Below are 22,194 nucleotides of genomic sequence, written 5' to 3'. Positions count from 1 at the left end.
GCGGCGCCTTGCGCATCAACCTTTGTGGACGCTTTGCCTGTGAATTCTGTAACTGACCAACCTGTCGCCGTCTCCCTGACCCGCCCCGCGCGGATTCGTCTGGAGTTCAAGAACCTGCTCGCCCTCGCGCTGCCGATCATCATAGCGCAGCTGGCGACCACGGCCATGGGCTTCGTCGATGCGGTGATGGCCGGGCGCGTCGGGCCCAAGGATCTGGCGGCAGTGGCACTGGGCAACTCGATCTGGGTGCCGGTGTTTCTGTTAATGACCGGCACCCTGCTCGCCACCACGCCGAAAGTCGCCCAGCGCTACGGCGCCGGCAAGCACAGCGAGATCGGCCCGATCGTGCGTCAGGCGTTGTGGCTGGCGTTGGTGGTTGGCCTGATCGCGACTGCGATGCTGGTGGCCGCCGAACCGGTGCTGCACCTGATGAAGGTCGACCCGGAGCTGATCGGCCCGTGCATGCAATACCTGCACGGCATCGCCAGTGGTTTGCCGGCCGTGGCGTTTTATCACGTGCTGCGTTGCACCAGTGACGGCATCGGCCGAACCCGCCCGGCGATGGTGCTGGGTCTGTGCGGTCTGGCGCTGAATATTCCGCTGAACTACATCTTCATCTATGGCCACTTCGGCGTGCCAGCGATGGGCGGCGTCGGCTGCGGCTGGGCGACGGCAATCGTAATGTGGGTGATGGCGCTGGGTCTGGCCGGTTATGAGCGCTGGGCGCCGGCCTATCGTTCGAGCGAACTGTTCAGCCGTTTCGACTGGCCGCAGTGGGCGGTGATCAAGCGTTTACTGGCGATTGGTTTGCCGATTGGCATTGCGGTGTTCGCCGAATCGAGCATCTTTGCGGTGATCGCTCTGTTGATCGGCAGCCTCGGCGCCACGGTGGTGGCCGGGCATCAGATTGCGCTGAACGTCAGCTCGCTGGTGTTCATGATTCCGTATTCGCTGGGCATGGCCGTGACTGTACGGGTCGGTCAGGCATTGGGCCGTGAAGAGCCGCGTGAAGCGCGTTTTGCTGCTGGCGTCGGCATGGGCACGGCGCTGGCCTACGCCTGCCTGTCGGCGAGCATGATGCTGTTACTGCGCGAGCCAATTGCGGCGATCTACACCGCCGACCCGACGGTGATTCACATCGCGGCGATGCTGATTGTGTACTCAGCGCTGTTCCAGTTTTCCGATGCGATTCAGGTTACAGCCGCCGGCGCGCTGCGCGGTTATCAGGACACTCGGGTGACGATGATTCTGACGCTGTTTGCGTATTGGGGCATTGGTTTGCCGGTGGGTTACGCCCTCGGCCTGACCGACTGGCTCGGCGAGCCACGTGGCCCGAGTGGTTTGTGGCAGGGTTTGATCGTCGGCCTGAGCTGCGCGGCGTTGATGTTGTCGATCCGCCTGACGCGCAGTGCGCGCAAGCGTATTCGGATCAGTCGTTCGGCAGGCTAAGGCCTGACTCGAGACAAAAAATGTGGGAGCGAGCCTGCTCGCGAATGCGTTGTATCAGTGGCCATCCATAGTGACTGATATACCGCTTTCGCGAGCAGGCTCGCTCCCACAGTTCGTTTTGTGCAAGCCTGAATCACGCGTGTTTCTTGCGAATCCAGTACAGATACGTGCCGGCCTCTTCGTGTTGGCCGACCAGTTCATGGTCGAGAAACACGCAGAACTTGGGGATGTCGCGACGGGTCGACGGATCGGTGGCAATCACCTTGAGCAGGCCGCCGGGCACCAGGTCACGGATGTGCTGGTGCAACATCATTACCGGTTCCGGGCAGTTAAGGCCGGTGGCGTCGAGGGTGCCGTCGACCGGGGTATCGATCATTTCACTCATGATTTACTCCTGAAACTGGCCGGCATTGTCGCGCAATGCCGGGTGTTCGGTCATCTATAGCTTTAAACCGCACCCTATGTAGGAGCTGCCGAAGGCTGCGATCTTTTGATCTGGATCTTCAAAAACAAGATCAAAAGATCGCAGCCTTCGGCAGCTCCTACAGGGAGAATCAGCGGGACTTTGGTTTCTTGATGTCGTGACGGCGCAGGTGGCAGGTCACTTCTTCGCGGTCGTGGTACAGCTGTTTGCAACCGATATCGACCTTGATCCCGCGCGCTTTGAAGCCATCGGCGATGCGCTCAAGCAAACGCTTCACTTCGGCATAACGCTGCTTCATCGGCAGCTTCAGGTTGACCACCGCCTCGCGGCAATGCCCCTCGCCGATCCACTCTTCGAGCATCGCTGCGTTACGCGCAGGCTTTTCGACGATGTCGCAGACCATCCAGTCCACCGGTTGCTTGGGCTTGAAGGTGAAACCGTCGGCCATCAAATGCTGCACCAGACCGGTGTCCATCAGGCTTTCCGCCATCGGACCGTTGTCGATCGCCGTCACCAGCATGCCGCGATTGACCAGTTGCCAGGTCCAGCCGCCCGGCGCTGCGCCAAGGTCGACGCCGGTCATGTCACTGTGCAGACGATCTTCCCACTGATCACGCGGGATAAAGTGGTGCCAGGCTTCTTCCAGCTTCAACGTCGAACGGCTTGGTGCCTCGCGCGGAAACTTCAGGCGCGGAATGCCCATTGGCCACATCGCCGAGTTGCCAGCGTCCGCCATACCCAGAAACACTTCTCGGCCACTTTTGAAGGTCAGCAACAGGCGCGGCTTGCTCGCGTCGTCGACCAGTTTGCCGGCGCCGGTCAGCGCTTTACGCAGCGGGCCTTCGAATTTTTTGCAGAAGTTCGACAGTTCCTTGCCATCGTTGGTGTCGACGACTTCCAGCCACAGGCTGCCGCACACCGGGAAATCGGCCATGTGCGCAAGGATCACGCTGATGCGGTCGGTTTCCGGCAGATCGATAAATACGCCGCGCGCCCATTGGCGCGGGAAGATCAGCTCGGCGAAACGCTGGCCGCGCATCAGGCGCTCGGCACCGTCTTCTTCGGTGCAGACAAACTCGGCGCAGGCAGTGGCCGCTTTGGCCTTGGCGTAACCGGCCACGTTGAGCTGGGCGGCGAGGTCGGAAATTTCCGAACAGACTTCGCCTTCGAAGCCTGGCCGGCAATGCATGAATAGGGTGTTCATTCTTACTCCTGGGCAGCGGGCGATGATTGGCCCCTGCGCGATGCTCAAGCCTTGCGTTGAAGCAAAGCCTGTCACGAAAACCGGCGCATGATAGCCGATGTCGGAACCTTGGACTTGCCCATAGAGTCCAGTTATTAGCCAGCTAATGAAAACAGGGCTACGTTGATAGCTCTGCCCGTCCCCTCAATCCGTAGCCGTGCGGATTCAAAGGAGTGATCGTAATGCCGTCCCTCGATAGTCTGAAGACCCTCAAAACACTGCAGATTGACCAAAAGACCTACCACTATTTCAGCCTGCCGGATGCCGCCAAAAGCCTGGGCGATCTGGACAAGCTACCGATGTCGTTGAAAGTCCTGCTGGAAAACCTGCTGCGCTGGGAAGATGAAAAAACTGTCACCGGCGCCGACCTCAAGGCGATTGCCGCGTGGCTCAAGGAGCGTCGCTCCGATCGGGAAATCCAGTACCGCCCTGCCCGCGTATTGATGCAAGACTTTACCGGAGTTCCCGCCGTGGTCGACCTTGCCGCCATGCGTGCGGCGATGGCCAAGGCTGGCGGCGACCCGCAGCGGATAAACCCGCTGTCACCGGTGGATCTGGTGATCGACCACTCGGTGATGGTCGACAAATTCGCCACGCCCAGCGCGTTCGAGCAGAACGTCGATATCGAAATGCAGCGCAACGGCGAGCGTTACGCCTTTCTGCGCTGGGGCCAGAGTGCCTTCGACAATTTCAGCGTAGTCCCGCCGGGCACCGGCATCTGCCACCAGGTCAACCTTGAATACCTCGGCCGCACCGTGTGGACAAAGGATGAAGACGGCCGCACCTATGCCTTCCCCGACACCCTGGTCGGCACCGACTCCCACACCACCATGATCAACGGCCTCGGCGTACTCGGCTGGGGCGTCGGCGGGATCGAGGCGGAAGCGGCGATGCTCGGGCAACCGGTGTCGATGCTGATTCCGGAAGTGATCGGTTTCAAGCTCACCGGCAAACTCAAGGAAGGCATCACCGCCACCGACCTGGTGCTGACGGTCACGCAGATGCTGCGCAAGAAAGGCGTGGTGGGCAAATTCGTCGAGTTCTACGGTGACGGCCTCGCCGATCTGCCACTGGCTGATCGCGCAACTATCGCCAACATGGCCCCGGAATACGGCGCGACGTGCGGTTTCTTCCCGGTCGACGACGTGACGCTGGAATACCTGCGCCTGTCGGGTCGGCCGCCAGAAACGGTGAAACTGGTCGAGGCCTACACCAAGGCCCAAGGCCTGTGGCGCCTGGCCGGTCAGGAACCGGTGTTCACCGATAGCCTGGCGCTGGACATGGGCAGCGTCGAAGCGAGTCTGGCCGGGCCGAAACGTCCGCAGGATCGCGTGTCGCTGCCCAATGTGCCGCAAGCCTTCAGCGACTTCATCGATCTGCAATTCAAACCCACCAGTAAAGATGAAGGACGCCTGGAAAGTGAGGGCGGTGGTGGCGTGGCGGTGGGCAATGCCGATCTGGTCGGCGAAACCGAATATGAATACGAAGGCCACACCTATCGTCTGAAAAACGGTGCCGTGGTGATCGCGGCAATTACCTCCTGCACCAACACCTCCAACCCGAGCGTGATGATGGCGGCCGGTCTGCTGGCGAAAAAAGCCGTGGAAAAAGGCCTGACCCGCAAGCCATGGGTGAAGAGTTCGCTGGCGCCGGGCTCGAAAGTGGTTACCGACTACTACAAGGCTGCCGGGCTGACGCAATACCTCGACCAGCTCGGGTTTTCGCTGGTCGGCTACGGCTGCACCACCTGCATCGGCAACTCCGGGCCGTTGCCCGAGCCGATTGAAAAAGCTATCCAGAAAGCCGATCTCACCGTTGCCTCGGTGCTGTCCGGCAATCGCAACTTTGAAGGTCGTGTGCATCCGTTGGTGAAAACCAACTGGCTGGCCTCGCCGCCGCTGGTGGTCGCCTATGCCTTGGCCGGCAGCGTGCGCAGCGACATCAGCAGCGAACCGCTGGGCGAGGACAAGCAAGGCAATCCGGTGTACTTGCGCGATATCTGGCCAAGCAGCAAAGAAATTGCCGACGCGGTCAGCCAGGTCAACACCGCGATGTTTCACAAGGAATACGCCGAGGTGTTCGCCGGTGATGAGCAATGGCAAGCCATCGAGGTGCCGCAAGCCGCCACCTATGTCTGGCAGGACGATTCGACTTACATACAGCATCCACCGTTCTTCGACGACATTTCCGGGCCGTTGCCGGAAATCAAAGACGTCAAAGGCGCTCGCGTTCTGGCCTTGCTCGGCGACTCGGTGACCACCGACCACATCTCCCCCGCCGGCAACATCAAGGCTGACAGTCCCGCCGGCGAATATCTGCGCGAGAAAGGCGTGGAACCGCGAGACTTCAACTCCTACGGCTCACGGCGCGGCAATCACGAAGTGATGATGCGCGGCACCTTCGCCAACATCCGTATTCGTAACGAAATGCTTGGCGGTGAAGAAGGTGGCAACACCATCTACATTCCGACCGGCGAGAAACTGGCGATTTACGACGCGGCCATGAAATATCAGGCTTCGGGCACGCCGCTGGTGGTAATTGCCGGGCAGGAATATGGCACCGGTTCAAGTCGTGACTGGGCGGCCAAGGGTACGAATCTGCTGGGCGTGAAAGCGGTGATTGCCGAGAGTTTTGAACGGATTCACCGTTCCAATCTGGTGGGTATGGGCGTGTTGCCGCTGCAGTTCAAGCTTGATCAGAACCGCAAGAGCCTGAATCTGACGGGCAAGGAGACGTTTGAGATCAAGGGTTTGACCGGGGTTGAACTGACACCGCGGATGAATTTGCCGTTGGTGATTACGCGGGAGGATGGGCGTCAGGAGAAGATTGAAGTGCTGTGCCGGATCGATACGTTGAATGAGGTGGAGTACTTCAAATCAGGAGGGATCCTGCATTACGTCCTGCGCCAACTCATCGCCTCATAACGCTGAAACCCATGTACGAGCTGCCGCAGGCTGCGATCTTTTGATCTTTTTTAAATCAAGATCAAAAGATCGCAGCCGGCGGCAGCTCCTACAGGGCAAAAAAAAACCCGCCGAAGCGGGTTTTTCCCAAGACCATTATCGACTCCCTGTCGGCAGCGATCCTTGCAAATGGTCGATCATCCGTGATCCTGAAACACTCCCTGTGTCTCAGTTGATGTGGCTAGATTAACCGTGGGATCCAATCGGCAATAGTCGACATAGCTACCATCGCGTGTAGGACATTCGCCATAGCGACCCTTCCGAAAACCCTTAGACGTGTCAGGCGTCGAGAATGGAAGCGGCAATCTGCGCAACTTTCAGCTGCCCTGAGGCCTGCTCGAGTGCGTCATCTTCCAAAAACCATGCGGCGGATAATCCGGCGAACGCCAGCACCCATTGCAGCAGTCTTTGGCGATCCAGCCCGGCGGCGTCGGTTATCACCTCAAGCTGTCGGCGGAAACGTTGGGGATTGGTGGCTGAGGGCAGATCGGGATTGCAGATCAAATTGGCGTAGTCAAAACCGCGCTCGCCCGTGACCCGCTTCGGGTCGATGGCCAACCAGCCACGCTCACCGAAATCCAGCACATTGTCGTGATGCATGTCGCCGTGCAACACCACCACGTCTTGCGGGTTGGCGAGCAATGTTTCTGCCGTTTCCAGGCTTAAGCCGTAGAGACCGCCATGCTGGGCCGCAGCGATTCGCAGCGAAGCAAACCACGGCCCCAGCTCCACCAACGGTGGCGGTGGCGTCGCGCGCGGTGCATGCAGCCGCGCCAGCGCCGCACACAGAATCCGGCTGGCCTCGTCGTCCTCGCCAGTCAGTGCCATGTGCATCAGCGAACACCGGCCCATGGCCCGCTCCATCAGCAAGCCTTCCTCGTGATGCACCAGCACCTGCGCGGCGCCATTGCCGTCCCACCAGGACATCAGATGGTTCCCGATTTTTTCATCGGCATCCATCGCCACTTTGAGCATCGCTGGGGTATCGCCGTGGCGCACCGGCAGCAAACGGCTGCCGAGAGTAATGATCGGCTCGCCGTCCGGTACCAATGACCAACGCTGCAGCCACGGTTGAAAAATATCAGCCACCGTCACGCGCTCGGGCCTTGGCACTTTCGGTCAGGAACTGTTCCAGTCGGCTCAGTTGCTCCTCCCAGCCGCGGCTGTCCATGAAATAAGCCTCTTTCTGGCGAATATCGGGGATATGCGCGAAACCTGACTCGGAAACCTTGAGCAGTGTGCCGTCCTCGTAATCCTGCAGCTCGAACCTGACCAATGTGGTCGGCTCCTGGGAATAGTCGATCTTCGGATTCACCGCATACGGGTGCCAGCGAAACGAGAACAACTGCTGCGGCTCGACCCGCTCGATCAGCACATTCCACAACACGTGTTCATAACCCGGATACGTGACCTGCCCTTGCGTCCATTCACCGGCAATAAACCGCCTGCCCTCCAGCGCCACGCCAAACCACTGGCCAAACGCCTCGGCGTCGACCAATGCACGCCAGACATGAGAACGCGGCGCCTTCAGCGAAATCTTGCGTTCGAAACTATTGGGTACTGGTTTCATACGTCACCTCCTGTTCTGAACACTAGGCTTGTATGACCACATGTCCAATGTGAAGTTGTATCAAACCGGTGCAAAAGAGAAACATCCGGCTGCAATTCCCGACCGCTGATTGCGTGGATCCAGCCACCGTTACGACGGCGAAGCTGTTACCGTTTCCAGCGAGATCGAACCACACAAGGACGTACCATGCAGCCTTCCCTCGCCGAACGTTATCGCGGCGCCCTGCTCGGCCTGGCTTGCGGCGACGCGGTTGGTACTACAGTTGAGTTCAAACCGCGGGGATCATTCCAACCGTTGACCGATATGATCGGAGGCGGCCCGTTCCGGCTCAAACCGGGGCAATGGACTGATGACACTTCGATGGCGCTGTGTCTGGCGGAAAGTCTGCTGAACAAAAACGGATTCAATGCTGCTGATCAAATGGGCCGCTACCTCAACTGGTGGCAATGGGGTTATCTGAGTTCGACTGGTGAGTGTTTTGATATCGGGATGACCGTCAGTCGGGCACTGGAGCAATACCAACAGACGTCAGATCCCTTTGCGGGCTCAACCGATCCGTACAGCGCCGGCAATGGCTCACTAATGCGTCTGGCACCGGTGGTGCTGTTTTACTTCCCTGATGCCCAGCAGATCCAGACCTTTGCCGCCGACAGTTCACGAACCACCCACGCCGCAGCTGAAGCCATCGAGTGTTGCCAATTATTGGCAGGGCTGATTGCCAAGGCTCTTGAAGGCGCAACCAAGGCAGAGCTTCGCCAACTGCCATCAGCCAATTTCTCGCAACCCAAAGTCGCTGCGATTGCTCGCGGGAATTACCTTGGCAAAACCCACGCGGACATAAAAGGCAGCGGCTATAGCGTGCAGTCGCTGGAAGCGGCGCTGTGGTGCTTTCAGCAAACCGACAGCTTTGCCGCTGCGATTCTGCTGGCCGCCAATCTGGGTGATGATGCCGACACCACCGCCGCAATCACCGGCCAACTGGCCGGTGCTTATTACGGAGAGCGTGGTATCCCGGGACACTGGCTGGATAAACTGCATGACGGCGCCGAAATTGCGGCGACTGCAGATCGATTGCTTGACGCCTCCAGATTGCGTACGCCTGAATAGGCTCGGCGTAGTCGCTACACTGCCTGACACTTACTTTCGACGCAGCGAGAATCCTCATGTCCCCACGCCTGTTGCTGGCCCTGACGCCATTACTATTCCCCTCCCTCGCCCACGCCGCCATCGACTGCGCCAACGCCAGCGATCAGGCGACGATGAACCAGTGCGCCGGGCAGGATTTCAAAGCGGCGGATAAAGAGTTGAATGCGGTGTATCAGCAGATTACCGGGCGCTTGAAGGACAACCCTGAGGGCAAGAAGCTGTTGGTCAGTGCGCAGCGGGCGTGGGTCGGGTTCCGTGATGCCGAGTGCAAGTTTTCGGCATCCGGGGTCGCGGGCGGGAGTGTATATCCGTTGATTTACAGCAATTGCCTGACGAGTGTGACCAAAGTGCGGGTTGAGGCGCTGAAAGAATATTTGAAGTGCGAGGAAGGTGACATGAGTTGCCCGGTGCCGGGGGCCTGAGTTTTGCGGCGATTTTAAGGGCCTCTTCGCGAGCAAGCCCGCTCCCACATTGGAATGCATTTCAACATGTGGGAGCGGGCTTGCTCGCGAAGACTATCGGTCAAACAACCCAAATATCAGATCTGCCAAACCTCACCATTCACAAAAAACGCCCGAGCATTATCCTCAAGACTCTCCAGGTGATACCCACCCTCCTGCACAATCAAACACGGCAACCCAAGCCCGCGAATCCGCTCACCCAAGGTGGCAAACCCTTCACGCGTCACCGCCACTTTGCTCTGCGGATCCTGCTCATAAATATCGAACCCCAACGACAGCACCAGCACCTCGGCACCAAACTCACGCACCGCCGCCAACGCCACATCGAGTTGCCCGAGGAAATCCGCTTCACTCGCACCATGCGCCATCGTCAGATTGAGATTGAAGCCCTCCCCCGCACCCGCACCGCGTTCTTCGGCAAACCCGGCCACGCCCGGATAGAAGTTGGTCGGATCGCCATGCACCGAGACGTAGAGCACGTCATCGCGGTCGTAGAATATTTCCTGAATGCCCTGACCGTGATGCATGTCGGTATCGAGCACCGCGACCTTGGCGAACTTGTCACGCAACACCTGCGCCGCCACCGCCGCGTTGTTCACATAGCAAAAACCACCGGCGGCTTCGGCACGAGCGTGGTGTCCCGGCGGGCGGCACAGCGCGTACGCCGCCGGTTTGCCATCGATCAACGCCTGCGCGCCCGCCACCGCGCTTTGCGCCGACCAGTACGCCGAACGCCAGGTCTGCTCGCCGACCGGGCAACTGCCGTCGGCGAGATACCGCGCGGCCTGAGCGAGGATGCCGCGCAGGGCATTGGGTTCGCGGACGAAGATGTTCGACATGACTTCATCGCCCCAGTCTTCGGGGATTTCTTTCCAGCGGGCGTGCGCTTCCTGGAGGAATGTCAGGTACGGCGCGCCGTGTACCGCGAGCAATGGCGCGAGGCCGGCGTCGGTCGGTTGCTCGACGTTGAAGCCCAGAGTGTGCGCGGCCTGCACCAGACGTTGCGCGCGTTCGGGGACTTCCTGCGGCGTGCGCATCTGGCCACGGGAGTAGTAGCTGCGTGGATGGTGGAGCAATTGTTCGGGGTGGAAAAAACTGCGCATGGGATGGATTCCTGTCAGTTAATACAAATCTTCAAAATGACCGATTTCAACTGTAGGAGTGAGGCTGCTCGCGATAGCGGTCTGTCATTTGACGTTGATGGTGGCTGACACGGCCCCATCGCGAGCAGGCTCACTCCTACATGGGGATTGGGGATTACCGGGAAATTTCAGCGCGAGCCAGGACGGCGTTAAGCAGCACATCGGTGCCTTGGCGCACATCCTCGGGCAGCACGTCTTCGGCTTCGTTGTGGCTCAGGCCGCCGACGCACGGGATGAAGACCATCGCCGTCGGGCAGTACCGCGCGAGCAGAATCGCGTCGTGCCCGGCGCCGCTGACAATCGATTGCTGAGCGTAGCCCAGCGCATCCACCGCCGATTGCACCGCCGCCACGCACTCGGCGTCGAACGGCGTGGCCGGGCTGATCCAGTGCGGGGTGATCGTCACACTCAAACCCCGCGCATCAGCAATTGTCTGCAACCGTGCGCGCACTTGTTGTTCCATCGCGGCGATGGCGTCGTCACGGTGATGACGCAAATCGACGGTGAAATTCACCAGCCCCGGAATGGTGTTGCGCGACGATTTATTGATGCTCAGTTCGCCCACAGTGGTGAGCCCTTCGGGAGCGAAATCCGCCGCCAGTTCTTCAATCGCCTGAATCATCCGTGCCACGCCGTACAAGGCGTCCTTGCGCAACGGCATCGGCGTGGTGCCGGCATGCGCGGCCATGCCTTCGACGCGCACATCGAGCCAGCGGATCGCTTGGCCACCGCTGACCACACCGATGCTTTTCGCGTTGTCTTCAAGGACCGGGCCTTGCTCGATGTGCGCTTCGAAATAGGCATCCACCGCACCTCCCAAGGCACGGTCAGCGGCGTAACCAAGGCGCTGCAATTCTTCGGCAACGCTGATGCCGTTGGCGTCGCGCACCGCCAGTGCGGCCTGCAAATCCATGATCCCGGTGAACACCGCCGAGCCGAACATCGCCGGGGTAAACCGCGCGCCCTCCTCGTTCGTCCACACCGCGACTTCCAACGGTTTGCGGGTTTTGATGTTCTGGTCATTGAGGCAGCGCACCACCTCCAGACCGGCCAATACGCCGTACACGCCATCGAAGCGGCCACCTTCCGGTTGGGTGTCGAGGTGGCTGCCCATCATCACTGGCGCCGCGTTCTGATCGGTGCCTGGGCGGCGGGCGAACAGGTTGCCGATGGCATCGACACTCAGCGTCATGCCCGCCTCGCGGCACCAGTGGGCGAACAGTTCGCGGCCTGCTTTGTCTTCATCGCTCAACGCCAGACGGCAGCTGCCGCCGCGTGCGGTTGCGCCGATTTCGGCCATCGCCATCAGGCTCGCCCACAGGCGTTCGCCATTGATCTTCAACATGAGGTGCTCCTGGAATTCGAGATTAAATAGAAGCCATTTCCGCGCGATGAGCGCTGGCATGGCGACGTGCGAGGGACAACACGCAGATCAGCGAAACCGCAGCGATCAGGCTGTAGAACACCGCCAGCGGCCACCACTGACCGGTGAATTTGTGCGCGAGCATGGTGCCGATCAGCGGCGTCAGACCACCCGCCACCGCGCCGCAAATCTGATAGGCCAGCGAAATCGCGGTGTAGCGCACGCGGGTCTCGAACATGCCACTGACGTACCCGGCGATCACCGCGTAAAACGACGCCATGCACACCACCGCCAGTGCGATGCCGAGAATGATCAGCGGCGCCTGCGCCGAACTCACCAGAACAAACATCGGATACGGCGAGGCCATCGCCAGCAGCGACACCAGACACAGGAAACGCGTGGCGCCGACCTTCTCCGCCGTCCATGCCGCCAGCGGCTGAATGCAAAACTGAATGATCGCAACGACGAACAGGCATTCGAGAATCAGCGAGCGCGGCAATGCCAGTTGTTGAGTGGTGTAGGCGATCATGAAGGTGTTGGTGAAATACACCCCGGCAATGCCCAGCGTGTTGGCGCCGATGCACAGCAACAGTGGGCGCCACGCGGTGCGCAGAACCTCCATCACCGGCGCTTGTTCCTTACGGGTTTCCTTGCTCGCCTTCTCGCGGCTGGCGAGGAACTCCGGCGACTCATTTACGCCCAGACGAATCGCCAGACCGACCAGCAGCAAGAACGCACTGGCGAGGAACGGCAGACGCCAGCCCCAGCTCATCAAGTCTTCCTCGGGCAAACGGGTCACCGCGCTGAATGCCAGCAGCGAGAGGATCAAACCCGCCGGGCTACCGAGTTGCGCGAAGGACGCGAAGAAGTTGCGCCGGCCCTTCGGCGCGTGTTCGCCGGCCATCAACACCGCCCCGCCCCACTCGCCACCGACGGCGATACCCTGGACGACGCGCAGCAGAATCAGCAGCACCGGCGCGGCCACGCCGATCTGGGCGTAGGTCGGCAGCAGACCGATGCACACGGTGACCACGCCCATCATCAGCAACGTGATGATCAGCGATTTCTTGCGGCCGATGCGGTCGCCGATGTGGCCAAAAATGATCCCGCCCAACGGCCGCGCAAAAAAGCCCACGGCGAAGGTGCCGAAGGCGGCCATGGTGCTGAACAGTGGATCATCGGAAGGGAAAAACAACGCGCCGAACACCAGCGCGGCGGCGGTGGCGTAGATGTAAAAGTCGTACCACTCAATCATGGTGCCGATAAAGGCAGCGGCTGCCGCACGGCGCGGCTGGTTGGAAGCTTGGGGCTTCATGGTCGGGCTCCTTTGATTGTTTTTTTGGCAGGAGGAAAACGCTGGGGCGAGGCACTCTGGCGGTGCCTGTCTGGGAGTGATTTATCGTCCCGGGGCTATGATTAGTCAATTTTCTATTTATTATTCTTACTATTACGCCAACTTATAATCGAGGCCACGATGGCTGAGCGCGATGTACAACGTTTGCTGAATGATCGTCTGGACTGGAACCTGTTGCGCACCTTCCGCGTGATCGGTCAGGAGCTGAGCATCAGCCGCGCCGCCGCGCGTTTGCACCTGACGCAACCAGCGGTGAGCCAGGCACTCAAGCGTCTGGAAGAACAACTCGGCCGGCAATTGATCGCCCGGCGTGGCCCGCGCTTTGCCCTGACCGAAGTCGGCGAGCAGATCTTCGAACTCGCTGGCGAGATTTACGGACAGGTGTCACAGGTCGGCGGATTGCTCGAACAACCGGCCGACGAAGTGATCGGCAAAGTGCGCCTGTTGATCATCAGCCGGATCTTTTCCGACCGCTTCGATGACTTTCTTGCCGACTTTCATCGCCAGTATCCACGGGTGGATCTGGAGGTCGATGTGATGCGCAGTTCCGACATCGTCAGCGCCTTGCAGGAGAAAACCGCGACCCTCGGCCTGAGCCTCAATCGCCGCCCGCAACCGCGTCTCGAACAGCGTTTGTTCCTGCGGCAGCGCTATGCGTTTTTCTGCGGCAAGCACCATGAATTGTTCGGTCGCGAGGACGTCAGCGAAGGCGATTTGCAGCGCGAGAATTTCGTCAGTTTTACCAGCGACCAAATTGGCGGAATGCTCTCGCCGCTGACGATTTTTCGGGATCAGCAGGGTTTCAGCGGACGCATCGTCGCGTCCTCGCCGAGCCTGGAGGAAGTCCGACGACTGGTGATCGCCGGGTTCGGGATTGGTTGTCTGCCGGAGCATGTGGTGGCGGCCGACGTTGAGGCGGGATTGCTCTGGCGACTGCCGCCTCACGAAGGGATTGCCGATGTCGACATCCATTTACTGTGGAACCGCGACCAGCGCATGAGCCGCGCCGAGACGCTGTTTATCGAACGCTTGCAGGCGTGCCTGGCGGATCAATAACCCAGCGTTCTGTCGGCGCTGTTGAGTAGCTCTTCCCCCGAATTCAGTCGTCGGAAGTTCTCCGCGATCTGCTCGGCGATACAGTTGTGGGAAGCTGCCGAGGCCATGTGCGGGGTGATCGTTACACCGGCGGTTGTCCAGAGTGGATGGTCGCTGGGTAACGGTTCCTGATCGAAGACATCGAGTAGCGCGCCGCGCAGTTTCCCTGTTTGCAGCGCCTGTTGCAGATCCTCGATATTCAGGTGTGCGCCGCGTCCGACATTGACCAGTGCTGCGCCGTTGGCCAGGTGTTCTAACGCGGTTTGATTGAGGATGCCGCGCGTCTCGTGGGTCAGTGGCAACAGGTTGATCAGCAGCTCCACGTTGTGCAAAAACGCCGTGAAGGTTTTCGAGCCGGCGAAGGTCTGCACACCCGGCAGATCCTTGGTACTTCGCGCCCAGCCGCGAACGTCGTAACCCGCGTTAGCCAGATCTTCGGCGATGGCGCTGCCGAGCGATCCCAGGCCCATGATCCCGATCCTGAATTGACTCGCCGGGCGTTGCTGCGGCCGCTCCCAGTGCTGGCGTTTTTGCTGTTGCAGCACCTGATCAAATCCCCGGTGAAAGTGAATCACCGCCCAACGTACATACTCGGTCATGCCTTGCCGATGACCGGGATCGACCACCCGGCACACCGGCAGATCCGGGCACGACGGATCGTGCTCCAGATGATCGATACCGGCGGCGACCGAGTGAATCACTTGCAGATTGGGCAACGCGGCGAGACTGCCCGGCAGCGGAAACCAGCACGCCGCGATCTGTGCATCAAGCGCTCGCGGGTCATCGGCCAGCACTGCCGTGAGGTGCGGCGCGCTGCGTGCAAACGCTGCCTGCAATTGCTCGAGCAACAGCAAGTCGCGGGACAACAGTGCAACGGTGCTCATGACAGATAAGACTCGCGCTGGGATTCGATCAGGGTCAAAGCGGCCGCCCAGGCCAGGTCGATGATGTTGTCCTGTTCATCGCGGTCGAACTGTTCAGCGGTGTGCGCGCAGACCTCGTGGGACGGATAATGCAGCTCCGAACCACCGGCCAATGCCTGCACTTGCGCCTGACAGGCACGCTCGAGAAAGTGGATTTCCTGAAAGGCCTGAGCCACGCCCGAGCCACCAACCAGCAAACCGTGATTGCGCAAAATCATCGCGCGGTGCGGGCCGAGGTCGGCGATCAAACGCGCGCGTTCATCCAGCGACAGCGCGATGCCTTCGTAGGTGTGATAAGCCAGTTTTCCGTAGAACTTCAGCGCGTGTTGGCTGATCGGCAGCAGGCCCTGTTTTTGCGCAGCGACGGCCATACCAGCGGCGGTATGCGTGTGGATCACGCAGTTCAGATCCGGGCGCGCCATGTGGATCGCCGAGTGAATGACGAAGCCTGCGGCGTTGACCCGATGACCCGCATATTCAGGGTCGACAATGTTGCCATCCTGATCGATGCGCACCAGATCCGAAGCACGCATGCGGTCGAAAATCACCCCGTAGCGATTGATCAGAAAATGATGCTCCGGCCCCGGAATACGCAGGGTGATGTGCGTGTCGATCAAGTCGGTCATGCGGAAATGCGCGATCAAGCGATACAGCGCGGCGAGCTCACAGCGGGCTTGCCATTCGATCGGATCGATGTGGGCAGGTTTACTCACGAATACACCTCTTTGTTGGAATGCAGAACGACCGGCGCGGCACGCAGCCGAGCGAGGCCACAGACACCTATCAGCGACACGGTCGAGAGCAATGTGAAGAACACCGCCAGAGGCAGCCATTGCCCGGAAAATTTGCTGGCCAGCAGCGTGCCGATCAAAGGTGTGGTGCCGCCGGCGAGCGCGCAGCTCAGTTGATAGGCGATGGAAATCCCCGAGTAGCGCAGGTGCACCGGGAAGGCCTGAGTCATGTAACCGGCAATCACTGCGTACAGCGCCGACAGGATCACCACCGCGACGGCAATGCCGAGGGTCATCAGCAAGATGTTTTGCGTGCCGACCAGCAGGAACATCGGGTACGGCGTGACCATGCACAGCAACGCAACCAGCGTCAGGAAGCGGCCTTCGCCAATGCGTTCGGCCAATAGCGCCGACAGCGGTTGCGAGAGCAGTTGAATCACCGTGACCAGGAACAGACAATCGAGAATCGTCGCCCGCGAAATGCCCTGGTATTGGGTGACGTAGGTGATCATGAAAGTGTTGGTAAAAAAGAAGCCGGCCGAGCCAATGGTCACCGCAGCCGCCGCGAACAGAATCTGCCGCCAGCACTGACGGATCACGTCTTTCACCGGGTATTTCGAGGTTTCGTTGTTCTCTTTGGCCTTGGCGAATTCCGGCGATTCATGCACGCCGGAACGGATCATCAAACCGACCATCATCAGCACGCCACTGGCGAGAAACGGCAGACGCCAACCCCAGGCGAGAAACTCTTCCGGCTCCAGCGAAGTGACGAGGCGGAAGGCGATCAAGGCCAACAACAATCCGGCAGGACTGCCGAGTTGAGCGAAGGATGCGTAAAAGGTTTTGCGCTTGGCCGGCGCATGTTCGCTGGCCATCAACACTGCCCCGCCCCACTCGCCACCAACGGAAATCCCTTGGATCAGGCGCAACACGATCAAACCGATCGGCGCCCATATGCCGACGCTGGCATAGCTCGGCAGCAAGCCGATACCGGCAGTCGCCAGGCCCATCAGCGCCATCGTCACCAGAAGCATTTTCTTGCGCCCGAGACGGTCGCCCAAATGACCGAAAACCATCCCGGCCATCGGTCTGGCAATGAAGCCAACGGCGAAGCTGCCGAAGGCTGCGAGCGTGCTGGTAACCGGATCTTCGCTGGGGAAAAACACTTGCCCAAGCACCAGTGCGGCGGCAGTGGCGTAGATGTAGAAATCGTAGAATTCGATGGTCGTGCCAATGAAGGCAGCGGCCGCGGCGCGACGTGGCTGAGCGGTGGTGTGCATGCAAGGAACCTGTGTATTTATCGTTTTTTTGGGCAGGTATCAGGCGGCTGACGGTCACGCTCTGTGGCGCTTGTGGGCTTTATCGCTTCCGTGACAGGATTAGTCAATTTTCAAAAACTTAAAGCTAGTATTAGCTCTGCTACTACATGGAGTGTGTGATGTCCTCTTCCAACCCTTGGGTCGGTCGGCGCTTTCTCAATGATCGGCTGGACTGGAATCTGCTGCGCACCTACCTCGTAATCGGCCAGGAAGGCAGCATGAGCCGCGCCGCTGCGCGCTTGCACATCACCCAGTCGGCAGTCAGTCAGGCATTGAAACGCCTCGAAGAACAACTGGAATGTGTGCTGATTGCGCGCAGCGGACGGCGCTTTGATCTGACCGAAACCGGCGAGGAAGTCCTGCGTATCGCGGCGGATATTTATGGCGATATTTCTCGGTTGGGGACAGTGATCGAGCATCGCCATGATGACGTGGTCGGCAAGATCCGCATCCTCACGGTCAGCGGTGTGCAGGCGCGGCACTACGATGATTTTCTGGCGGACTTCCATGAAACCCATCCGAAAATCGAGCTGGAAGTCGAGGTGATGGGCAGCTCGAACATCATCAGTTCACTGCTGCAAAAAACTGCCACGGTGGGCGTTGGCCTATGTCGTCTCGCGCAACCACGGCTTGAACGGCGGGTGTTGTTTCGCGAGACCTACGCGTATTTTTGCGGGCAGCGCCATCGGTTGTTCGGGCAACAGAATCTGTCGCTTGAGGAATTGGCGGCGGAGAACTTCGTCAGCTTCACCAGTGATCAGCTCGGCGGCAATCTATCGCCGTTGACGCTGTTTCGCGATCAGCAAGGATTCACCGGCAAGATCGTGGCGTCTTCCACCAGTTTCGAAGAGATATACCGATTGATCTGCGCCGGATTCGGCATCGGTTGTCTGCCGACGCACTTGGTGCGGCGCGACGTCGAGCAAGGTTTGCTCTGGCGGTTACCACCGGAGGACGGCGTAGTGGATTTCGATATCGAGCTGCTGTGGAATCGCGAGCAGAAGATGACTCAGGCCGAGACCGTGTTCCTCGACAGCTTCCAGCACATGCTCAGCTTGCGTGAGCCTGTGCTGTGAAGCTGTAATCGATCAAACGTGCGGATCGCCTGGCGCTTTGGCTGGCGCCGCGTATTGCGGCTTGAGATGGCCATCCTGATCAAGTAGCCAGGCATCCATGATCTGCCGCACCACCGGACCTGCGACTCGGCCACCGGCCTCACCGTTTTCGATCATCACTGCAATCGCGATTTTCGGGTGCTCGGCCGGCGCGAAGCCGACGAACAAGGCGTTGTCGCGATGGCGCTCGAGGGTTTTCTCGCGGTTGTAACGCTCACCCTGCTTGATCGCCACCACCTGCGCCGTACCACTCTTGCCGGCAATGCGGTATTGCGCACCGGCCGCTGCTGCACGAGCAATGCCTCGCGCATCGTGCATCACCATTTGCATACCGTGGTTGACCTGTTCCCAATCGCGCGGGTCTTTAAGCAGGATGTTCGGCATTGGATTTTCATCGACCGGTGCCACGCCATCGACGGTTTTCGCCAGGTGTGGACGGTTCCACACGCCTTTGTTGGCGATCAGCGCAGTGGCCTGAGCCAGTTGCAGCGGCGTGACTTGCATGTAGCCCTGGCCAATACCGAGGATCACGGTTTCACCCGGGAACCAGGCTTGGCGGCGGGTGGCGCGCTTCCACGCTTGCGACGGCATCAAACCGGGCGACTCTTCGAACATGTCCAGCGAGACCTTTTCGCCGAGGCCGAACATCGCCATGTAGTCGTGCAGGCGATCAATGCCAAGCTTGTGCGCGAGGTCGTAGAAGTAGGTGTCATTGGAACGCATGATCGCGGCGTCCATGTCTACCCAGCCATCGCCGCTGTGGTTCCAGTTGCGGTACTTGTGATCGAAGTCCGGAAGTTGGTAGTAACCCGGATCGAAGACGCGGGTCTGCGGCGTCACGACGCCGGCATCGAGACCGGCGATCGCCACTTCTGGCTTGATCGTCGAACCCGGCGCGTAGAGACCGCGCAGCACGCGGTTGAACAGCGGCCGGTCGATAGAATCACGCAGCGCCGAATATTCCTTGGAGCTGATGCCGGTCACGAACAGATTCGGGTCGAAACTCGGGTTACTGACCATGGCCAACACTTCACCGGTAGCCGGGTCGAGCGCTACTACGGAACCGCGACGATCACCCAGTGCCGCCTCAGCGGCTTCTTGCAGGTGAACATCGAGGCTCAGAACGATGTTTTTACCCTGTACCGGATCCGTGTGCTTGAGTACACGCAGCACTCGGCCCTGGGCGTTGGTTTCCACTTCTTCGTAGCCGACGTGGCCGTGTAGCTGGGCTTCGTAGAAACGCTCGATGCCGGTCTTGCCGATGGATTGCGTGCCGCGATACTCGACCGAGTCGAGGGTCTTGGATTCTTTTTCATTGATACGGCCGACGTAGCCGATCGAGTGGGCGAAATGCGCACCGAGTGGGTAGTGGCGGACGAACTGCGGTTCAACATCGAGCCCGGGCAGGCGGAACTCATTAACTGCCAGAACGGCGATCTGCTCTTCGGTCAATTCATAGAACAGTGTCACCGGCGTGAACGGATGACGCGACTGCTTCATCGCCTTGTCGAACACCGTGCGGTCCTCGGCAGGCAGGTGCAGGAGGTTGATGACCTCATTCAGCTCTTCATTGACGTCGGTGGCGCGTTCGCGGGTGATGATCAGGTTGTAACTGGGACGGTTGTCAGCCAGCAACACGCCATTGCGGTCGTAGATCAGGCCGCGTGTGGGCGGGATCGGCAAGACGTGGACGCGGTTGTTTTCGGAGATGGTCGAGTGGTAATCGAACTCGACCACTTGCAGGATGTACAGGCGCACCACCAGGGCACAGCTGACTGCAAAGACGAAAAGAGCACAGGCGATCAACCGTTTGTTGACCAGACGTGTCTCTTTTTCGTGATCCTTGATCGGGATAGGTTCAGGCATTTCTACAGCAACTCTTTGACATAAATTAATGCCGTTCCTTGGGCATGACCTCAGTCCGTTAAAAAACGAGCTGCACCATACCAAAAACTGCCCAGTCACTTCAGAACGTTTTTCTCCAATGGCAGGTCTTGCGACGGTTGGAACGGTCTCAACGCGTCGTGAAAACTTTTCCTGCGGGTAAAACAAAACCCCAACTGCTTTCGCAATTGGGGTTTCGGAATTTAATCTTGACGATGACCTACTCTCACATGGGGAAACCCCACACTACCATCGGCGATGCATCGTTTCACTGCTGAGTTCGGGATGGGATCAGGTGGTTCCAACGCTCTATGGTCGTCAAGAAATTCGGGTACTGAGTCGTGGCCAGATGGCCTCGCTTCAGCAAATTGGGTATGTGACAGCTTTCGGTGTTTTGCGAGCGTTTCGAACTTTCGGTTCGTTTCGTCTTCACACACCGCAATCTGATGCTCTTTCGAGTAGTCAAATTGCTTGGGTGTTATATGGTCAAGCCTCACGGGCAATTAGTATTGGTTAGCTCAACGCCTCACAGCGCTTACACACCCAACCTATCAACGTCGTAGTCTTCGACGGCCCTTCAGGGAACTCAAGGTTCCAGTGAGATCTCATCTTGAGGCTAGTTTCCCGCTTAGATGCTTTCAGCGGTTATCTATTCCGAACATAGCTACCCGGCAATGCCACTGGCGTGACAACCGGAACACCAGAGGTTCGTCCACTCCGGTCCTCTCGTACTAGGAGCAGCCCCTCTCAAATCTCAAACGTCCACGGCAGATAGGGACCGAACTGTCTCACGACGTTCTAAACCCAGCTCGCGTACCACTTTAAATGGCGAACAGCCATACCCTTGGGACCGGCTTCAGCCCCAGGATGTGATGAGCCGACATCGAGGTGCCAAACACCGCCGTCGATATGAACTCTTGGGCGGTATCAGCCTGTTATCCCCGGAGTACCTTTTATCCGTTGAGCGATGGCCCTTCCATACAGAACCACCGGATCACTAAGACCTACTTTCGTACCTGCTCGACGTGTCTGTCTCGCAGTCAAGCGCGCTTTTGCCTTTATACTCTACGACCGATTTCCGACCGGTCTGAGCGCACCTTCGTACTCCTCCGTTACTCTTTAGGAGGAGACCGCCCCAGTCAAACTACCCACCATACACTGTCCTCGATCCGGATAACGGACCTGAGTTAGAACCTCAAAGTTGCCAGGGTGGTATTTCAAGGTTGGCTCCACGCGAACTGGCGTCCACGCTTCAAAGCCTCCCACCTATCCTACACAAGCAAATTCAAAGTCCAGTGCAAAGCTATAGTAAAGGTTCACGGGGTCTTTCCGTCTAGCCGCGGATACACTGCATCTTCACAGCGATTTCAATTTCACTGAGTCTCGGGTGGAGACAGCGCCGCCATCGTTACGCCATTCGTGCAGGTCGGAACTTACCCGACAAGGAATTTCGCTACCTTAGGACCGTTATAGTTACGGCCGCCGTTTACCGGGGCTTCGATCAAGAGCTTCGCGTTAGCTAACCCCATCAATTAACCTTCCGGCACCGGGCAGGCGTCACACCCTATACGTCCACTTTCGTGTTTGCAGAGTGCTGTGTTTTTAATAAACAGTCGCAGCGGCCTGGTATCTTCGACCGGCATGAGCTTACGGAGCAAGTCCTTCACCCTCACCGGCGCACCTTCTCCCGAAGTTACGGTGCCATTTTGCCTAGTTCCTTCACCCGAGTTCTCTCAAGCGCCTTGGTATTCTCTACCCAACCACCTGTGTCGGTTTGGGGTACGGTTCCTGGTTACCTGAAGCTTAGAAGCTTTTCTTGGAAGCATGGCATCAACCACTTCGTGTTCTAAAAGAACACTCGTCATCAGCTCTCGGCCTTAAGATCCCGGATTTACCTAAGATCTCAGCCTACCACCTTAAACTTGGACAACCAACGCCAAGCTGGCCTAGCCTTCTCCGTCCCTCCATCGCAATAACCAGAAGTACAGGAATATTAACCTGTTTTCCATCGA

General features: G+C 59.1%; 17 protein-coding genes and 2 rRNA genes (1 of these 19 only partly in view). 6 read left to right on the top strand and 13 right to left on the bottom strand.

Annotated elements, in window-relative coordinates:
* The first annotated feature begins 39 nt into the window (after positions 1-39).
* The gene (locus ACP3TY_RS06755) at positions 40-1,449 is read left to right on the top strand and encodes an MATE family efflux transporter (RefSeq protein WP_212551172.1); all 1,410 of its coding nucleotides are present in this window, start codon (positions 40-42) and stop codon (positions 1,447-1,449) included.
* 133 nt (positions 1,450-1,582) lie between these two features.
* On the opposite strand, the gene tusA is transcribed toward ACP3TY_RS06755, so the two are convergent.
* A complete protein-coding gene (gene tusA / locus ACP3TY_RS06750) occupies positions 1,583-1,834 on the bottom strand; it encodes a sulfurtransferase TusA (protein ID WP_025111044.1) in 252 nt (83 codons plus the stop codon).
* A 169-nt stretch (positions 1,835-2,003) separates the two neighbouring features.
* Positions 2,004-3,077 carry a 23S rRNA (cytidine(2498)-2'-O)-methyltransferase RlmM gene (rlmM, locus tag ACP3TY_RS06745; RefSeq protein ID WP_400754630.1) on the bottom strand — a complete coding sequence of 358 codons (1,074 nt, stop codon included), beginning with the start codon at positions 3,075-3,077 and terminating at the stop codon, positions 2,004-2,006.
* A 221-nt stretch (positions 3,078-3,298) separates the two neighbouring features.
* Here rlmM and acnA point away from each other — a divergent pair, with 221 nt between their 5' ends.
* Complete coding sequence (gene acnA, locus ACP3TY_RS06740) at positions 3,299-6,040, top strand: aconitate hydratase AcnA (RefSeq protein ID WP_426619549.1); 2,742 nt, start codon at positions 3,299-3,301, stop codon at positions 6,038-6,040.
* Between the two features lie 318 nt (positions 6,041-6,358).
* Here the strand turns inward: acnA and ACP3TY_RS06735 are convergent, their stop codons facing one another.
* Positions 6,359-7,174, bottom strand: coding sequence for an aminoglycoside phosphotransferase family protein (locus ACP3TY_RS06735; protein ID WP_426619548.1), 816 nt, complete (start codon positions 7,172-7,174; stop codon positions 6,359-6,361).
* Entirely contained in the window at positions 7,161-7,649 is a 489-nt protein-coding gene (locus ACP3TY_RS06730; protein ID WP_212545619.1) for an SRPBCC family protein, read from the bottom strand. Before ACP3TY_RS06730 ends, ACP3TY_RS06735 begins: the two co-directional genes overlap by 14 nt.
* Positions 7,650-7,835: 186 nt before the next feature.
* Here ACP3TY_RS06730 and ACP3TY_RS06725 point away from each other — a divergent pair, with 186 nt between their 5' ends.
* On the top strand, positions 7,836-8,756 hold the full coding sequence (locus ACP3TY_RS06725; protein WP_426619547.1) for an ADP-ribosylglycohydrolase family protein: 921 nt from the start codon (positions 7,836-7,838) through the stop codon (positions 8,754-8,756).
* A 56-nt stretch (positions 8,757-8,812) separates the two neighbouring features.
* The gene (locus tag ACP3TY_RS06720; protein WP_426619546.1) at positions 8,813-9,217 is read left to right on the top strand and encodes a lysozyme inhibitor LprI family protein; all 405 of its coding nucleotides are present in this window, start codon (positions 8,813-8,815) and stop codon (positions 9,215-9,217) included.
* A gap of 116 nt (positions 9,218-9,333) precedes the next feature.
* Here ACP3TY_RS06720 and ACP3TY_RS06715 read toward each other — a convergent pair whose 3' ends face one another.
* The 3 genes from ACP3TY_RS06715 to ACP3TY_RS06705 form a co-directional block, all read right to left on the bottom strand.
* Positions 9,334-10,359, bottom strand: coding sequence for a histone deacetylase family protein (locus ACP3TY_RS06715; RefSeq protein WP_426619545.1), 1,026 nt, complete (start codon positions 10,357-10,359; stop codon positions 9,334-9,336).
* 154 nt (positions 10,360-10,513) lie between these two features.
* Complete coding sequence (locus ACP3TY_RS06710) at positions 10,514-11,743, bottom strand: Zn-dependent hydrolase (protein WP_426619544.1); 1,230 nt, start codon at positions 11,741-11,743, stop codon at positions 10,514-10,516.
* Between the two features lie 22 nt (positions 11,744-11,765).
* On the bottom strand, positions 11,766-13,076 hold the full coding sequence (locus ACP3TY_RS06705) for an MFS transporter (RefSeq protein ID WP_426619543.1): 1,311 nt from the start codon (positions 13,074-13,076) through the stop codon (positions 11,766-11,768).
* 159 nt (positions 13,077-13,235) lie between these two features.
* Here ACP3TY_RS06705 and ACP3TY_RS06700 point away from each other — a divergent pair, with 159 nt between their 5' ends.
* On the top strand, positions 13,236-14,171 hold the full coding sequence (locus tag ACP3TY_RS06700; RefSeq protein ID WP_400650400.1) for a LysR family transcriptional regulator: 936 nt from the start codon (positions 13,236-13,238) through the stop codon (positions 14,169-14,171).
* On the opposite strand, the gene ACP3TY_RS06695 is transcribed toward ACP3TY_RS06700, so the two are convergent.
* Genes ACP3TY_RS06695 through ACP3TY_RS06685 form a run of 3 tightly spaced genes read right to left on the bottom strand, consistent with a single transcriptional unit; the run spans position 14,165 to position 17,144 of the window.
* Positions 14,165-15,094 (bottom strand): 2-hydroxyacid dehydrogenase, encoded by a 930-nt coding sequence (locus ACP3TY_RS06695; protein WP_426619542.1) that lies wholly within the window; start codon positions 15,092-15,094, stop codon positions 14,165-14,167. The genes ACP3TY_RS06700 and ACP3TY_RS06695 overlap by 7 nt on opposite strands.
* Positions 15,091-15,846 (bottom strand): class II aldolase/adducin family protein, encoded by a 756-nt coding sequence (locus ACP3TY_RS06690; RefSeq protein WP_426619541.1) that lies wholly within the window; start codon positions 15,844-15,846, stop codon positions 15,091-15,093. The genes ACP3TY_RS06695 and ACP3TY_RS06690 overlap by 4 nt, the downstream gene beginning before the upstream one ends.
* Positions 15,843-17,144: an MFS transporter gene (locus tag ACP3TY_RS06685; RefSeq protein WP_159814326.1), complete on the bottom strand. Its 1,302-nt coding sequence runs from the start codon at positions 17,142-17,144 to the stop codon at positions 15,843-15,845. The genes ACP3TY_RS06690 and ACP3TY_RS06685 overlap by 4 nt, the downstream gene beginning before the upstream one ends.
* 155 nt (positions 17,145-17,299) lie before the next feature.
* Here ACP3TY_RS06685 and ACP3TY_RS06680 point away from each other — a divergent pair, with 155 nt between their 5' ends.
* On the top strand, positions 17,300-18,259 hold the full coding sequence (locus ACP3TY_RS06680) for a LysR family transcriptional regulator (protein WP_172680132.1): 960 nt from the start codon (positions 17,300-17,302) through the stop codon (positions 18,257-18,259).
* 12 nt (positions 18,260-18,271) lie between these two features.
* Here ACP3TY_RS06680 and mrdA read toward each other — a convergent pair whose 3' ends face one another.
* The 3 genes from mrdA to ACP3TY_RS06665 all read right to left on the bottom strand — a co-directional run.
* Positions 18,272-20,164 (bottom strand): penicillin-binding protein 2, encoded by a 1,893-nt coding sequence (gene mrdA / locus ACP3TY_RS06675; RefSeq protein WP_053122139.1) that lies wholly within the window; start codon positions 20,162-20,164, stop codon positions 18,272-18,274.
* Between the two features lie 225 nt (positions 20,165-20,389).
* A 5S ribosomal RNA gene (rrf, locus tag ACP3TY_RS06670) occupies positions 20,390-20,505 on the bottom strand.
* A gap of 159 nt (positions 20,506-20,664) precedes the next feature.
* Positions 20,665-22,194: ribosomal RNA gene (locus tag ACP3TY_RS06665) — 23S ribosomal RNA — on the bottom strand; it runs 1,364 nt beyond the window's last position.

It is taken from the genome of Pseudomonas rustica (genome assembly GCF_049959085.1).
In the GTDB taxonomy this organism is placed as follows: Bacteria; Pseudomonadota; Gammaproteobacteria; order Pseudomonadales; family Pseudomonadaceae; genus Aquipseudomonas; species Aquipseudomonas rustica.
This window is presented reverse-complemented; position numbering and strand designations above follow the sequence as displayed.

What these genes read in the sequence shown, in the direction of transcription:
- tusA (WP_025111044.1), bottom strand. Translation starts at nt 1,834, where the DNA reads ATGAGTGAAATGATCGATACCCCGGTCGACGGCACCCTCGACGCCACC.
- rlmM (WP_400754630.1), bottom strand. Translation starts at nt 3,077, where the DNA reads ATGAACACCCTATTCATGCATTGCCGGCCAGGCTTCGAAGGCGAAGTC.
- acnA (WP_426619549.1), top strand. Translation starts at nt 3,299, where the DNA reads ATGCCGTCCCTCGATAGTCTGAAGACCCTCAAAACACTGCAGATTGAC.
- ACP3TY_RS06730 (WP_212545619.1), bottom strand. Translation starts at nt 7,649, where the DNA reads ATGAAACCAGTACCCAATAGTTTCGAACGCAAGATTTCGCTGAAGGCG.
- ACP3TY_RS06725 (WP_426619547.1), top strand. Translation starts at nt 7,836, where the DNA reads ATGCAGCCTTCCCTCGCCGAACGTTATCGCGGCGCCCTGCTCGGCCTG.
- ACP3TY_RS06720 (WP_426619546.1), top strand. Translation starts at nt 8,813, where the DNA reads ATGTCCCCACGCCTGTTGCTGGCCCTGACGCCATTACTATTCCCCTCC.
- ACP3TY_RS06715 (WP_426619545.1), bottom strand. Translation starts at nt 10,359, where the DNA reads ATGCGCAGTTTTTTCCACCCCGAACAATTGCTCCACCATCCACGCAGC.
- ACP3TY_RS06710 (WP_426619544.1), bottom strand. Translation starts at nt 11,743, where the DNA reads ATGTTGAAGATCAATGGCGAACGCCTGTGGGCGAGCCTGATGGCGATG.
- ACP3TY_RS06705 (WP_426619543.1), bottom strand. Translation starts at nt 13,076, where the DNA reads ATGAAGCCCCAAGCTTCCAACCAGCCGCGCCGTGCGGCAGCCGCTGCC.
- ACP3TY_RS06700 (WP_400650400.1), top strand. Translation starts at nt 13,236, where the DNA reads ATGGCTGAGCGCGATGTACAACGTTTGCTGAATGATCGTCTGGACTGG.
- ACP3TY_RS06695 (WP_426619542.1), bottom strand. Translation starts at nt 15,094, where the DNA reads ATGAGCACCGTTGCACTGTTGTCCCGCGACTTGCTGTTGCTCGAGCAA.
- ACP3TY_RS06685 (WP_159814326.1), bottom strand. Translation starts at nt 17,144, where the DNA reads ATGCACACCACCGCTCAGCCACGTCGCGCCGCGGCCGCTGCCTTCATT.
- mrdA (WP_053122139.1), bottom strand. Translation starts at nt 20,164, where the DNA reads ATGCCTGAACCTATCCCGATCAAGGATCACGAAAAAGAGACACGTCTG.